Genomic DNA, 14,178 nt, shown 5'->3' on the forward strand with positions numbered 1-14,178 from the left:
ATATTTGAACCGTTAAACCGCGGCAGCGCCGCCGACGATTTCCGAGATCTCCTGGGTGATCGCAGCCTGACGCGCCTTGTTGTAGATCAGCTGGAGTTCGCTGATCAAATCACCGGCGTTGTCTGTGGCATTTTTCATGGCGATCATCCGGGCCGCTTGTTCAGCAGCGTTGTTCTCGACCACCGCCTGGTACACCTGCGACTCCACGTAACGCACCATCAAGCCGTCCAGCAGCTCTTTTGCGTCGGGTTCGTACAGGTAATCCCAGTGATGCTTGAGATCTTGATCCGGGGTTGCCACCAACGGTACCAATTGCTCGACCGTCGGTTTTTGGGTCATGGTGTTGATGAACTTGTTCGAAACCACCGAGAGGCGATCGATACGGCCGTCCAGGTAGGCGTCCAGCATCACTTTGACGGAGCCGATCAGATCGTTGATCGATGGCTCTTCGCCCAGGTGGCTGATCGCGGCTACGACGTTGCCGCCAAAGATGCGGAAGAAAGTCGCACCCTTGCTGCCGATCACGCACAGGTCGATTTCAACGCCCTGTTCGCGGTTTTCGTTCATGTCCTTGACCAGGGCCTTGAACAGGTTGGTGTTCAAGCCACCGCACAGACCACGGTCACTGCTCACCACGATATAACCGGCGCGCTTTACAGGGCGCTCGATCATGAACGGGTGGCGGTATTCCGGGTTGGCGTTGGCCAGATGACCGATCACCTGGCGGATACGCTCCGCGTAAGGACGGCTAGCAGCCATGCGCAGTTGTGCCTTGCGCATCTTGCTGACCGCCACTTTCTCCATGGCGCTGGTAATTTTTTGCGTGCTTTTGATGCTCGCAATCTTACTGCGAATCTCTTTTGCGCCTGCCATGTATCACCTATCAGGTTAGCAAGCGGGGGCCGGAGCCCCCGCTGCGGCTTACCAGGTCTGGGTGGCCTTGAACTTCTCGATACCGGCTTTCATGCCAGCGTCGATTTCGTCGTTGAAGTCACCCTTCACGTTGATCTTGGCCATCAGTTCGGCGTGATCACGGTTGAAGTAGGCGATCAGTGCTTGCTCGAAGCTACCGACCTTGGAGACTTCTACGTCGGTCAGGAAGCCACGCTCAGCGGCGTACAGCGACAGCGCCATGTCCGCGATGGACATTGGAGCGTACTGCTTCTGCTTCATCAGCTCGGTAACGCGCTGACCATGCTCCAGCTGCTTGCGGGTAGCCTCGTCCAGGTCAGAAGCGAACTGGGCGAATGCCGCCAGTTCACGGTACTGAGCCAGAGCGGTACGGATACCACCGGACAGCTTCTTGATGATCTTGGTCTGGGCGGCACCACCAACACGGGATACCGAAACACCGGCGTTAACTGCAGGGCGGATGCCCGAGTTGAACATGGCCGATTCCAGGAAGATCTGACCGTCGGTGATCGAGATCACGTTGGTCGGAACGAACGCGGAAACGTCGCCAGCCTGGGTTTCGATGATCGGCAGAGCGGTCAGGGAACCGGTCTTGCCAGTCACGGCACCGTTGGTGAACTTCTCGACGTACTCTTCGGAAACGCGAGAAGCACGCTCCAGCAGACGGGAGTGGAGATAGAACACGTCGCCTGGGTACGCTTCACGTCCTGGTGGACGGCGCAGCAGCAGGGAGATCTGACGGTAGGCAACGGCCTGCTTGGACAGGTCATCGTAAACGATCAGAGCGTCTTCACCGCGGTCACGGAAGTATTCGCCCATGGTGCAGCCGGCGTACGGGGCCAGGAACTGCAGTGCGGCGGATTCCGAGGCGCTGGCGGCAACAACGATGGTGTTGGCCAGGGCGCCGGCTTCTTCCAGCTTGCGAACGACGTTGGCGATGGTCGACTGCTTCTGGCCAACGGCCACATAGACGCAGAAGATGCCGCTGTCTTTCTGGTTGATGATCGCGTCGACCGCCATGGCGGTCTTACCGATCTGACGGTCACCGATGATCAGCTCGCGCTGGCCACGGCCAACCGGGATCATGGCGTCGACCGACTTGTAGCCAGTCTGTACAGGCTGGTCTACCGACTTACGCCAGATAACGCCCGGAGCGACCTTTTCAACCGCGTCGGTTTCGGTGGTGGTCAGAGGACCTTTACCATCGATCGGGTTGCCCAGCGCGTCAACGACGCGGCCCAGCAGGCCCTTACCGACCGGCACTTCGAGGATGCGACCGGTGCACTTGGCGCTCATGCCCTCAGCGAGGGAGGTGTACGCACCCAGTACCACTGCACCTACGGAGTCTTGCTCCAGGTTCAGTGCCATACCGTATACGCCGCCCGGGAACTCGATCATTTCGCCGTACATCGCGTCGGCCAGACCGTGGATCCGCACGATACCGTCGGAAACGCTTACGACGGTACCTTCGTTACGGGCTTGGGAGCCGACATCGAGCTTCTCGATGCGACCCTTGATGATTTCACTAATTTCGGAAGGATTGAGTTGCTGCATTGCTCTGCTGCCCCTTCAAACTCAAGATTTCAATGCTTCGGCCAGTTTCGCGATCTTGCCGCGAACCGAGCCATCGATTACCAGGTCGCCGGCGCGGATGACGACGCCGCCGATCAGGCTGGCATCCTCCGACGCGTGCAGGCGCACTTCCCGGCTGAGCCGTGCACTGAGAACCTTGGCGAGTTTGTCTTGCTGTTCTTGGTTCAACGCAAAAGCACTGGTGACTTCCACGTCCACGGATTTCTCTTGTTCGGCCTTGTACAGGTCGAACAGAGTGGCAATCTCCGGCAGGAGCAGGAGACGGTCGTTTTCCGCGGCAACATGAATGAAATTCTGTGCCTGTGCATCGAACTTGTCACCGCACACTTCAATGAATGCGGCGGCCTTTTCTGCGCTTGTCAGTCGCGGGGCCTTGAGCAGGCGCTGCATGGTGTCGTCTTCCGACACCGCAGCAGCCAGGCCGAGCATGGCTGACCAATTGGCCAGTTGCTGATGGGCCTGGGCGTGCTCAAAGGCAGCCTTAGCGTAAGGTCGGGCCAACGTGGTCAGTTCTGCCATGATCGCCCTCGCTTAAATTTCAGCGGCCAGTTTGTTAACCAGCTCCGCATGCGCGTTTTGATCGATTGTGGCGCCAAGGATCTTTTCAGCACCGCCAACGGCCAGGGCACCCACTTGGGCACGCAGGGCGTCTTTGACGCTGTTGAGTTCCTGTTCGATCTCGGCTTGAGCCTGAGCCTTCACACGGTCAGCTTCGACGCGAGCCTGTTCACGGGCTTCCTCGACAAGCTGAGCAGCGCGTTTCTTGCTTTGCTCAATGATTTCGGCTGCCTGTGCCTTTGCTTCACGCAGTTGCTGACCCGCTTTCTCTTGGGCCAGCTCCAGGTCGCGAGCTGCGCGGTTGGCAGCGTCCAAGCCATCGGCAATCTTCTTCTGGCGCTCTTGCAGAGCAGTGATGACCGGAGGCCACACGTACTTCATGCAGAAGAGCACAAAAATCAGGAAAGCAACGGATTGGCCAATCAGGGTTGCATTAATGTTCACGCCAACACCTCGCTCGGTCTTTGTCCATCACACCAATCAACTCGTAGAAACGAGTGATTAGCCAGCGATCTGACCAACGAAGGGGTTCGCGAAGGTGAAGAACAGAGCGATACCAACACCGATCATGGTTACGGCGTCGAGCAGACCGGCAACGATGAACATTTTGACCTGCAGCATCGGAACCATCTCAGGCTGACGAGCAGCGCCTTCCAGGAACTTGCCGCCCAGCAGGCCGAAACCAATGGCGGTACCCAGAGCACCCAGGCCGATCAGCAGAGCAACAGCGATAGCGGTCAGACCAACTACAGTTTCCATCTTTCCTCCCGACTTTTACGTCGTATTGGTTAGGTTTTTAGTTTGAAGCGGTAAAACAAATCGTTTGGTACAGCGGTGCCCTTGCGGACGTTTTCAGCCTTCCCCCCAAACAGGCAGGGAAGGCTATCAGACACGCCAGGCGGTCTTAATGGTTATCTTCGTGAGCCATCGACAGGTAGACGATGGTGAGCATCATGAAGATGAAGGCTTGCAGGGTGATGATCAGGATGTGGAACACAGCCCACGCCCACTGCAGCACCACACCCAGGCCGCTGAGCCACAGGATGCCAGCGCCGAACATCACGGCGATCAGGATGAACACCAGTTCGCCGGCGTACATGTTGCCGAACAGACGCAGTGCCAGCGAGATCGGCTTGGCGATCAGGGTGACGAATTCCAGCAGGAAGTTCACAGGGATCAGCAGGATCTGGACGAAGATGTTCTTGCTGCCGAACGGGTGCAGAGTCAGCTCACCGATGAAGCCACCCAGGCCCTTGACCTTGATGCTGTAGAAGATGATGAGCGCGAACACGCAGAAGGCCATGGCCAGGGTCGCGTTCGGGTCGGTGGTCGACACGGCACGGAACGGAATGTGCGGGTCGCCGGAGATCAGGATGGCCAGCTGCGGGATCCAGTCGACCGGAACCAGGTCGATGGCGTTCATCAGGAACACCCAGACGAAGATGGTCAGCGCCAGTGGGGCGATCACCGGGCTACGGCCGTGGAAGGAATCCTTCACGCTGCCGTTGACGAAGTCCACCAGCACTTCGACGAAGTTCTGCAGACCGCCAGGCTGGCCGGAAGTCGCCTTCTTGGCTGCCATGCGGAAGATGAACAGGAAGATCAGACCCAGCGCGACGGACCAACCCAGGGTGTCCAGGTGGAACGCCCAGAAGCCCATTGCCTTGGCTTCTGCAGCCGAATGGGCGAAGCCCCAGCTGCCGTCTGGTAGTTGACCGTAGGTCAGGTTCTGCAAGTGGTGCTGGATATAGCCCGAAGCGGTTTCTGCTGCCATGGTTGCCTCAAACGCCCTAAGGTCTCGAAAGTCTTTTATTCATCAGCAGGGGCGCGAACCAGCTGACCAGTAGGGTCAGCAGGAAGACGCCGAATACTGCTAACGGCGCCAGTGGCTTCACTCCTGCGAAGGTCAGTGCAAAAAGCACTGCCGTCAAAATCAATTTGCCTGCCTCGCCTGCGTAAAACGACTTGACGATGGCCTGCGCTGCCCTGGCCCCGCTATAGCGAAAAGCCTTCCAGGCGAAATACACATTGGGCAACCAGCCAATCAGACCTCCGCAGAGACCTGAATAACCGCTGACCGCCCCTTGCCACTGCCACAACACCAGAGTTGCCAGCAGAAACACGATACATTGAGCCAGCAGTACCGGAAAAACCGCCCAGCGATGGAAAGGCAAGCGGTTTGGCGTGCGGATTTCCATCACAACTGCTCCTCGAAAGTCGACCTTCAAGTCAGCAATGACTTGGCATAATTTGTGCCGACAAAATGCGCGCAGAGTATAGGGGTGGTTTAACCCCTATTCAACTCTTCGGTAGTGATTTCCGACTGCGCGCTACAACAGGAAGTGTTTCAACGAATGTGAGCGAGTACACCTTGCAACTCATCAAGAGAGTTGTAACGAATTACAAGTTGGCCTTTGCCCTTGTTGCCATGGCGTATCTGAACCGCTGAGCCCAGGCGCTCTGCCAGACGCTGTTCAAGGCGTGCGATATCTGGATCAGGTTTGCTCGGCTCGACCGGATCAGATTTGCCATTGAGCCATTGACGCACCAATGCCTCCGTCTGGCGCACAGTCAGCCCACGTGCGACAACATGCCGCGCCCCTTCTTCCTGGCGATCTTCTTCCAACCCGAGCAACGCACGGGCATGACCCATCTCCAGATCACCATGGGCCAGCATGGTCTTGATCGCTTCAGGCAGCGAGATCAGGCGCAGCAGGTTGGCCACGGTGACCCGCGACTTGCCCACGGCATCGGCGACCTGTTGCTGGGTCAGCTCGAACTCCTGCTGCAGGCGCTGTAGCGCCAGGGCCTCTTCCAGCGGGTTGAGGTCCTCGCGCTGGATGTTCTCGATCAGCGCCATGGCAATGGCGGCTTCGTCCGGTACTTCGCGGACCATCGCAGGAATGGTGTCGAGACCAGCCTGCTGGGTGGCGCGCCAGCGGCGCTCACCCGCGATGATTTCGTAGCGGTTTTCGCCGATCGGGCGGACCACGATCGGTTGCATCACGCCCTGGTTGCGAATCGAGTGCGCCAGTTCTTCGAGCGCTTCGGGGTCCATGTCACGGCGTGGCTGATACTTGCCACGCTGGATCAGTTCGACCGGCAGGTGTTGCAGTTCTTTCTGGTCCACCTTCACAGCCTGCTCTTCGAGCGCGCCGACGGAAGGACCACTGAGCAGTGCATCCAACCCACGTCCGAGACCCCGTTTCTTAACGGCCATGCGGATTCCTTAAGTTGTCTGTGCAGTGCGTGATTGACGGCGTTGACGGCGTACCAGTTCCCCGGCTAGTGCCAGGTAGGCCAGTGCGCCACGCGATTGCTTGTCGTAGGCCAGGGCCGGCATGCCGAAACTCGGTGCCTCGGCCAGGCGGATGTTGCGCGGGATGACCGTATCGTACAACTGGTCGCCGAAGTGCTCCTTGAGCTGGGCCGACACATCGTTGTTCAGGCTCAGGCGCGGGTCGTACATGGTCCGCAGCAGGCCTTCGATCTTCAGCTCCGGGTTCAGCCGCGCGGCGATGCGCTTGATGTTATCCACAAGGTCGCTGAGACCTTCGAGCGCGTAGTACTCGCACTGCATCGGGATGATCACGCCATCGGAGGCGACCAGAGCATTGAGGGTCAGCATCGACAGCGAGGGTGGGCAGTCGATGAGGATGAAATCGTAGTTCTCGCGGATCGGCGCCAACGCGTTGCGCAGGCGGCTCTCCTTCATCTGCATCTCCAGCAGCACCACTTCCGCGGCAGTGAGGTCGCGGTTGGCCGGTAGCAGCTGGAAGCCGCCGTGCTCGGAGTAGTGCATGGCCTGGGCCAGGTCGCATTCCCCGATCAGCAGGTCATAGACCGAATGCTCCAGGACGTGTTTGTCCACACCACTGCCCATGGTGGCGTTGCCCTGTGGATCGAGGTCGATCAGCAGCACGCGACGCTTGGTTGCGGCCAGCGATGCGGCGAGATTGATACAGGTGGTGGTCTTGCCCACACCACCTTTCTGGTTCGCGATTGCGAATACCTTAGCCATTGTTGCGTGTGTTCCCAGTCATGCCTTGCGGCGCAGTATCAGCAGATGGCGCTGGCCCTGGCAACCCGGAACGGTCAGGGCCTGCTCGCTTTCCACTGTGAAGTCTGCGGGCAATGCTACCAGTTCATCGGCCGGATGCAGCCCCTTCATTGCGAGCCATTGCGTCCGGGCGTCGCCCAAGTGGCGCGTCCAATTGGTGAAGTTCTCCATGCTGCTGAACGCACGGGAGATGATGCCGGAGAATGGCTGGGCCGGCTGGAACGCTTCGACCCGGCTGTGGATAACCTGCAGGTTGTCCAGTTTGAGCTCCATCTTCACCTGGGTGAGGAAGCGAGTTTTCTTACCGTTGCTGTCGAGCAACGTCACTTGTTTGTGCGGATGCAGAATAGCCAACGGGATACCCGGCATGCCGCCGCCGCTGCCAACATCCAGCCAGCTCTGGGTGTCATTGTGGATAAACGACATGACACTGAGGCTGTCGAGCAGGTGACGCGACACCATTTCGTCCGGGTCGCGCACTGCGGTCAGGTTGTACGCCTTGTTCCACTTGATCAACAGGGCCAGGTAGCCCAGCAGTTTTTCATGCTGCTGCGGGCTCAGCTCGACACCGAGCTGGCGCGCGCCTGTGGACAACTCTTCTGCGTGTTGCGGGGTGACCAGGGAACTCAAGCGCTTTGCTCCAATTCGCGGCCTGCGCCGCGTTTTTTCAGATGAATCAGCAACAGGGAAATCGCCGCTGGTGTCACGCCCGGAATACGCGAAGCCTGTCCTAAGGTCTCAGGGCGAGTCTGGCCAAGCTTGCTCTGAATCTCCTTGGACAGCCCGGAGATCGTTGTGTAGTCGATATCCACAGGCAGGCGGGTATCTTCACTGGCACGCAGGCGAGCGATCTCTTCCTGCTGGCGGTCGATGTAACCGGCGTACTTGGTCTTGATCTCGACCTGTTCGGCCACCTGTGGATCGATTTGTTCCCCACCGGTCGCCTCGATCAACCCGGCGTAGTCGATTTCCGGACGCGCCAGCAGGTTGAGCAAGTTGTACTCGTGGCTCAGCGGCGTGCCGAACTTGTCCACAACCGCCTGGCCTTCGGGTGTACCCGGACGGATCCAAGTGGATTTCAAGCGCTGCTCCTCACGCTCGATGCCTTCACGCTTGGCGCAGAAAGCGGCCCAACGGGCGTCGTCGATCAACCCCAGCTCGCGGCCTTTTTCGGTCAGCCGCAGGTCGGCGTTGTCTTCGCGCAGGATCAGCCGGTACTCGGCGCGCGAGGTGAACATGCGGTACGGTTCCTGGGTGCCGAGGGTGATCAGGTCGTCGACCAGCACGCCGATGTAGGCCTCGTCGCGACGCGGGCACCAGCTGTCACGGCCCTGAGCACGCAGTGCGGCGTTGGTACCGGCCAGCAGGCCTTGGGCGCCAGCCTCCTCGTAGCCGGTGGTGCCGTTGATCTGCCCGGCGAAGAACAGCCCGCCGATAACTTTGGTCTCCAGGCTGTATTTGAGATCGCGAGGATCGAAATAGTCGTACTCGATGGCATAGCCCGGGCGAACGATGTGGGCGTTCTCCATGCCGCGGATCGACCGGACGATGTCCAACTGCACGTCGAACGGCAGCGAAGTAGAGATACCGTTGGGATACAGCTCATGCGTGGTCAGGCCTTCCGGCTCGATGAACACCTGATGGCTTTCCTTGTCGGCAAAGCGATGGATCTTGTCTTCGATCGAGGGGCAGTAGCGCGGACCTACGCCTTCGATGACACCTGAGTACATCGGCGAACGGTCGAGGTTCGAGGCAATGATCTCGTGGGTACGGGCATTGGTGTGGGTGATCCAGCAGCTTACCTGGCGCGGGTGCATGTCGGCATTGCCCATGAACGACATCACGGGAATCGGGGTATCGCCCGGCTGTTCGGTCATGACCGAGAAGTCCACGGAACGTCCGTCGATACGTGGCGGAGTGCCAGTCTTCAGGCGGCCAACGCGTAGCGGCAGTTCACGCAAGCGGTGAGCCAAGGCAATCGCGGGTGGATCGCCGGCGCGACCGCCGGAATAGTTCTGCAGACCGATGTGGATAAGTCCACCGAGGAAAGTACCTGTCGTCAGGACCACAGAGTCGGCGAAAAAGCGCAGGCCCATTTGTGTGATCACGCCTTTGACCTGGTCCTGCTCGACGATCAGGTCGTCACAGGACTGCTGGAATATCCACAGGTTCGGCTGGTTCTCCAGGATCTCGCGGACCACGGCCTTGTAGATGGCACGGTCGGCCTGGGCCCGCGTTGCGCGAACGGCCGGGCCTTTGCGGTTATTCAGGATACGGAACTGGATGCCGCTCTTGTCGGTGGCCAACGCCATGGCGCCGCCGAGCGCATCGATTTCCTTGACCAGGTGACTTTTGCCAATGCCACCGATAGCTGGGTTGCAGCTCATGTGACCGAGGGTTTCCACGTTATGGGTCAGCAGCAGGGTTTTCACACCCATGCGTGCGGACGCAAGCGCAGCCTCGGTACCGGCATGGCCGCCGCCGATGACGATCACTTCAAAACGGGAAGGGAAATCCACCACGCACCTCGTGCCTGTTTTGCGAATAGAGAAGGTAAGCCGACAAGTATAGGGACTTCACCCCCGTCAAAGAAACCGTCTGAGCAAAATTTGACCAGGCTGTGGATGAATGGCAGGTAAAAGAAAACAAAGAGGAAAAATTTAAAAAAGCTTTGTTTTTATGTTTATTCTTAGGACACCATGACTCTGTGGATAAACCAACGCAGCCCAGTATTCATAATGCTTTGGTGAATTCAAAACCCTGTGCTTGAAGGGGCATGAGGGTTCTGGATAACGGCGTTTAACCTGTGGATTAAAGTGATGCTTACCCACAGGGCGGTTTGTCCTCAACAAAAAAGGCGGGTTATCAACGGTGCTGAGCCCGACTTTTCCACAGAGCTCATTCGCTCAGATTTCCGTCTGTTGATGATTTTTTCTTGAGCCGCTGTTTCCACAGGCCAAAAAAAACCGCTCCCTGGGGAGCGGCTCTGTGTGAAAACACCGATGCAGCGTTATTTACCGATACAGAAGCTTGAGAAGATGCGTCCCAGCAGGTCGTCGGAACTGAATGCCCCGGTGATCTCCCCTAGCGCCTGCTGCGCTTGACGCAGGTCTTCGGCCAGCAGTTCACCCGCGCCAGCCATGGTCAGTTGCGCCCGACCGTGCTCCAGGTGCGTCTCGGCTTGGCGCAAGGCCTCCAGATGACGCCGGCGAGCGCTGAAGCTGCTTTCGGCAGTCTGCTCATAGCCCATGCAGGCCTTGAGATGGTCACGCAACAAGTCCAGCCCACTGTCTTCGCCCTGCGCACTGAGGGTGATGGTCACGTGGCCATCTTCGCACTGCTCCATGGCGACCGATTCACCACTGAGGTCGGCCTTGTTGCGAATCAGTGTGACCTTGGCCGGGTCTGGCCGCTGGTCTAAGAACTCTGGCCATAGGGCGAACGGATCGCTCGCTTCCGGCGCGGTAGAGTCCACCACCAGCAGCACCCGATCAGCTTCATTGATGGCCTTCAGTGCACGTTCCACACCGATCTTTTCCACATGATCGTCGGTGTCGCGCAGACCAGCGGTGTCCACAACGTGCAGTGGCATGCCATCGATGTGGATATGTTCACGCAGGATATCCCGCGTGGTGCCGGCGATATCCGTGACAATGGCCGCTTCTCGGCCGGCCAGGCGGTTGAGCAGGCTGGATTTACCAGCGTTCGGACGTCCGGCGATGACGACCGTCATGCCATCGCGCAGCAAAGCACCCTGCCCGGCTTCGCGCTGCACTGTGGACAACTCGCTGCGTACGATATCGAGCATCGCTAGCACATGCCCGTCGGCCAGAAAATCGATCTCCTCTTCAGGAAAGTCGATGGCCGCCTCGACGTAGATGCGCAGGGCAATCAACGCTTCGGTGAGGGCATGTACACGCTTGGAGAAAGCTCCCTGCAGCGAGCGCAGGGCATTGCGCGCGGCCTGGGTGGAGCTTGCCTCGATCAAGTCGGCGATCGCCTCGGCCTGGGCAAGGTCCAGCTTATCGTTGAGAAAGGCCCGTTCGCTGAACTCACCTGGGCGTGCCAGGCGACAGCCCAACTGCAAACAGCGCTGCAGGAGCATGTCCATGACCACAGGCCCACCATGGCCCTGCAGCTCCAGGACATCCTCCCCTGTGAACGAATTTGGCCCGGGAAAGAACAAGGCGATGCCTTCGTCCAGCACCAGGCCATCGTTGTCACGGAACGGGCCATAGTGGGCGTGGCGCGGCGTCAGCGTGCGGCCGGTGATGGCCTGCCCTGCCTGGCTGGCCAGGGGACCGGACAAGCGGACGATGCCAACGCCTCCACGCCCTTGGGCGGTGGCAATGGCGGCGATGGTTTCACGCACAGTGTTCATGCTCGAAAACCTCTACGGAAAATACACAAATAGCAAAAACGCCCCACGAGGGGGCGTTTTTATTCACAGACCGTCAGCCGTTCGTCAAGCAGCGGCTTTTTTGGTCGCAGCTTCGATGCTACGGGTGATGTACCACTGCTGTGCGATCGACAAGCAGTTGTTCACAACCCAGTACAGCACGAGGCCGGCCGGGAACCACAGGAAGAAGAAGGTGAAGATGATCGGCATCAGCTTCATGACCTTGGCCTGCATCGGATCCGGCGGCGTCGGGTTCAGGCGCTGCTGGATGAACATGGTGGCGCCCATGATGATCGGCAGGATGAAGAACGGATCCTTGATCGACAGGTCGGTGATCCACAGCATCCACGGGGCCTGGCGCATCTCGACGCTTTCCAGCAGTACCCAGTACAGGGCCAGGAACACTGGCATCTGAACCAGGATCGGCAAGCAGCCACCCAGCGGGTTGATCTTCTCTTTCTTGTACAGCTCCATCATCGCCTGGGACATCTTCTGGCGATCGTCACCGAAGCGTTCCTTGAGCTGGGCCAGTTTCGGCGCAACGGCACGCATACGCGCCATCGAACGGTAGCTGGCAGCGGAAAGCGGGAAGAACAGACCCTTGATGAGCATGGTCAGGACAATGATCGACCAGCCCCAGTTACCCAACAGGCTGTGGATATGTTGCAGCAGCCAGAAGATAGGTTGGGCAATGAACCACAGGAAGCCGTAGTCGACGGTCAGTTCCAGGCCTGGGGACAGTTCCTTGAGCTTGGACTGGATCTTGGGGCCGGCATACAGCATGGCGCTGGTTTCAGCCTTGGCGCCAGCAGGGACGTTCAGGGCGGGACCGGTATAACCGATGATGTAGTTGCCTTGGCTGTCCTTGCGGGTCTGGACGACATTGTTGTCCGACTTGCTCGGGATCCAGGCGGTCACGAAGTAGTGCTGCAGCCAGGCGACCCAGCCACCGGACACATTTTCTTTCAAACTGCCTTTGTCGATGTCTTTCATCGACACTTTCTTGTACGGCTCCGAAGCTGTCCACAGGGCTGCACCCAGGTAGGTAGCGGTGCCGGTGGCTGTGCTCGACGACGGATCGGAGCTTGCGTCACGCTTGAGCTGGGCAAACAGGTTGCCATTCCAGGCTTGGCCGCTCTGGTTGTCGATCAGGTAGCTGACGGTCAGGTCGTACTCACCGCGCTTGAAGCTGAAGCGCTTGATGTAGTTGACGCCGTTCTCGCTGAACTTCAGGTCGACGACCAGTTGGTCTTGGCCATCAGCCAGTTGGTAGCTCTTGCTGTCGGAAGCGTACAGCGGGCGGCCGGTGGAACGGGCATCCGGGCCATTGCTGCCAGTCAGACCGCTCTGGGCCAGGTAGACACGCTCGCCGCCGTTGTCGAACAGCTGGAACGGAATGTCTGGATGGTCCTGGCGACGCGGGTACTTCGGCAGGGTCAACTGGACGATGTCGCCGCCCACCGGGTCGATAGCCAGGTTCAGGACATCAGTCTTGATCCGGATCAGGTCCTTGCTGACAGCGACCGGTGCCAGCTCGGCTGGGCTGGCTTCAGCATTGGTGCTCGGCACATCGGCGCTGGCGCCGTTGTTGCCGGCCGGCACGGTGTCCGGCAACGCCGGGGCCACATTGCTGGCAGCAGTATTCTGAGTCGGCAAGGCAGCCTGACCGTAGTCCTGGTTCCATTTCAGAACCATGACGTAGGACACGATTGCCAGGGCGACGATCAGGATCGTGCGTTTAATATCCATGATTACTCGGCTATCGAAGAAGTTCGGGAGGAAGGAGCGGGTGGAACGGGATCGAAACCACCGTCGTTCCACGGATGACAACGCCCCAGGCGACGAACGGCCAGCCACCCACCACGCAATAGGCCATGGTTTTCAATGGCTTCATAAGCGTAACAGGAGCAACTGGGGTAGAAACGACAGTGACTGGCCATCAGTGGACTAATGGCATAACGGTAAAACTGGATCGGAACGAGTGCCAGTTTACGCATCGTGACTGTCTACCCCTGCGGAATCGGCATTAGCCGCTGGAGAGGGCCGACTGCGAATCAGTCGCTTCCAGAGCTTGCCAAAGTGTTGGTGCAATTCTGGGTTTTCAATCTCGCCCAATCCCTTGCGCGCGACGATCACGATGTCCAACCCAGCGAGCAACTGCTGGTTAAGACGGAACGAATCGCGCATCAAGCGCTTGAGACGATTGCGTTGAACGGCGAGCTTGACGCTCTTCTTGCCGATCACCAAACCGAGGCGTGGATGATCGAGTCCGTTCTCGCGAGCAAGGATAAGCAGGTTTTTCCCTGGAACCTTGCCGGTTGGGGAGTCGAAGACCGCTTTGAAATGCCGGGGTGTAAGCAGTCGCTTATCCCGACTGAAGTCCTGACTCACCACCTGTGCCGAAAAATCAAATTGCCAGACGCTTACGGCCTTTGGCACGACGACGCGACAGAACAGCGCGGCCGTTCTTGGTAGCCATACGGGCACGGAAGCCGTGGGTGCGCGCGCGCTTGATGGTGCTTGGTTGGAAAGTACGTTTCATGGCGTGTTACCTGGGTTTGTCGACAACGGGCCGGAATGGCCCCCTTTTTAAGAGACCGGCGATTCTAGAGAAAGCAAGCCCATAGGTCAATTTCCAACCAGCTTTTGCCTTATA

Annotated in this window: 16 protein-coding genes; all 16 read right to left on the reverse strand. The window is 58.8% G+C overall.

All coding sequences use genetic code 11. The annotated features are described in order from the left end of the window. Positions 1–12: 12 nt before the first annotated feature. Positions 13–873 carry a F0F1 ATP synthase subunit gamma gene (atpG, locus tag IEC33019_RS27150; protein WP_023383133.1) on the reverse strand — a complete coding sequence of 287 codons (861 nt, stop codon included), beginning with the start codon at positions 871–873 and terminating at the stop codon, positions 13–15. Between the two features lie 48 nt (positions 874–921). Next, positions 922–2,466: a F0F1 ATP synthase subunit alpha gene (atpA, locus tag IEC33019_RS27155; RefSeq protein WP_070091292.1), complete on the reverse strand. Its 1,545-nt coding sequence runs from the start codon at positions 2,464–2,466 to the stop codon at positions 922–924. Between the two features lie 21 nt (positions 2,467–2,487). Then, positions 2,488–3,024 carry a F0F1 ATP synthase subunit delta gene (locus IEC33019_RS27160; RefSeq protein WP_099594107.1) on the reverse strand — a complete coding sequence of 179 codons (537 nt, stop codon included), beginning with the start codon at positions 3,022–3,024 and terminating at the stop codon, positions 2,488–2,490. A gap of 12 nt (positions 3,025–3,036) precedes the next feature. Continuing rightward, positions 3,037–3,507, reverse strand: coding sequence for a F0F1 ATP synthase subunit B (locus IEC33019_RS27165; RefSeq protein ID WP_023383136.1), 471 nt, complete (start codon positions 3,505–3,507; stop codon positions 3,037–3,039). A 57-nt stretch (positions 3,508–3,564) separates the two neighbouring features. Further along, positions 3,565–3,822, reverse strand: a complete 258-nt coding sequence (gene atpE, locus IEC33019_RS27170; protein WP_003097235.1) for a F0F1 ATP synthase subunit C — start codon at positions 3,820–3,822, stop codon at positions 3,565–3,567. Between the two features lie 145 nt (positions 3,823–3,967). Continuing rightward, a complete protein-coding gene (atpB, locus tag IEC33019_RS27175; protein ID WP_023383137.1) occupies positions 3,968–4,837 on the reverse strand; it encodes a F0F1 ATP synthase subunit A in 870 nt (289 codons plus the stop codon). A gap of 16 nt (positions 4,838–4,853) precedes the next feature. Next, entirely contained in the window at positions 4,854–5,261 is a 408-nt protein-coding gene (locus tag IEC33019_RS27180) for a F0F1 ATP synthase subunit I (RefSeq protein ID WP_043214193.1), read from the reverse strand. 149 nt (positions 5,262–5,410) lie between these two features. Beyond that, on the reverse strand, positions 5,411–6,283 hold the full coding sequence (locus IEC33019_RS27185; RefSeq protein ID WP_070091293.1) for a ParB/RepB/Spo0J family partition protein: 873 nt from the start codon (positions 6,281–6,283) through the stop codon (positions 5,411–5,413). A 9-nt stretch (positions 6,284–6,292) separates the two neighbouring features. Continuing rightward, entirely contained in the window at positions 6,293–7,084 is a 792-nt protein-coding gene (locus tag IEC33019_RS27190; RefSeq protein ID WP_043214197.1) for a ParA family protein, read from the reverse strand. A gap of 18 nt (positions 7,085–7,102) precedes the next feature. Continuing rightward, entirely contained in the window at positions 7,103–7,753 is a 651-nt protein-coding gene (gene rsmG, locus IEC33019_RS27195) for a 16S rRNA (guanine(527)-N(7))-methyltransferase RsmG (RefSeq protein WP_070091294.1), read from the reverse strand. After that, complete coding sequence (gene mnmG / locus IEC33019_RS27200) at positions 7,750–9,642, reverse strand: tRNA uridine-5-carboxymethylaminomethyl(34) synthesis enzyme MnmG (protein WP_043214202.1); 1,893 nt, start codon at positions 9,640–9,642, stop codon at positions 7,750–7,752. Before mnmG ends, rsmG begins: the two co-directional genes overlap by 4 nt. Positions 9,643–10,133: 491 nt before the next feature. After that, positions 10,134–11,504 carry a tRNA uridine-5-carboxymethylaminomethyl(34) synthesis GTPase MnmE gene (mnmE, locus tag IEC33019_RS27205; protein ID WP_070091295.1) on the reverse strand — a complete coding sequence of 457 codons (1,371 nt, stop codon included), beginning with the start codon at positions 11,502–11,504 and terminating at the stop codon, positions 10,134–10,136. A gap of 84 nt (positions 11,505–11,588) precedes the next feature. Next, on the reverse strand, positions 11,589–13,271 hold the full coding sequence (gene yidC, locus IEC33019_RS27210) for a membrane protein insertase YidC (RefSeq protein WP_070091296.1): 1,683 nt from the start codon (positions 13,269–13,271) through the stop codon (positions 11,589–11,591). A 2-nt stretch (positions 13,272–13,273) separates the two neighbouring features. Then, positions 13,274–13,519: a membrane protein insertion efficiency factor YidD gene (gene yidD / locus IEC33019_RS27215; RefSeq protein WP_011536514.1), complete on the reverse strand. Its 246-nt coding sequence runs from the start codon at positions 13,517–13,519 to the stop codon at positions 13,274–13,276. Continuing rightward, positions 13,512–13,916, reverse strand: a complete 405-nt coding sequence (rnpA, locus tag IEC33019_RS27220; protein ID WP_081337396.1) for a ribonuclease P protein component — start codon at positions 13,914–13,916, stop codon at positions 13,512–13,514. Before rnpA ends, yidD begins: the two co-directional genes overlap by 8 nt. 13 nt (positions 13,917–13,929) lie before the next feature. Further along, positions 13,930–14,064, reverse strand: a complete 135-nt coding sequence (gene rpmH, locus IEC33019_RS27225; protein WP_003253163.1) for a 50S ribosomal protein L34 — start codon at positions 14,062–14,064, stop codon at positions 13,930–13,932. Positions 14,065–14,178: the final 114 nt, after the last annotated feature.

The organism is Pseudomonas putida (assembly GCF_002741075.1).
GTDB classification, from domain to species: Bacteria; Pseudomonadota; Gammaproteobacteria; order Pseudomonadales; family Pseudomonadaceae; genus Aquipseudomonas; species Aquipseudomonas putida_T.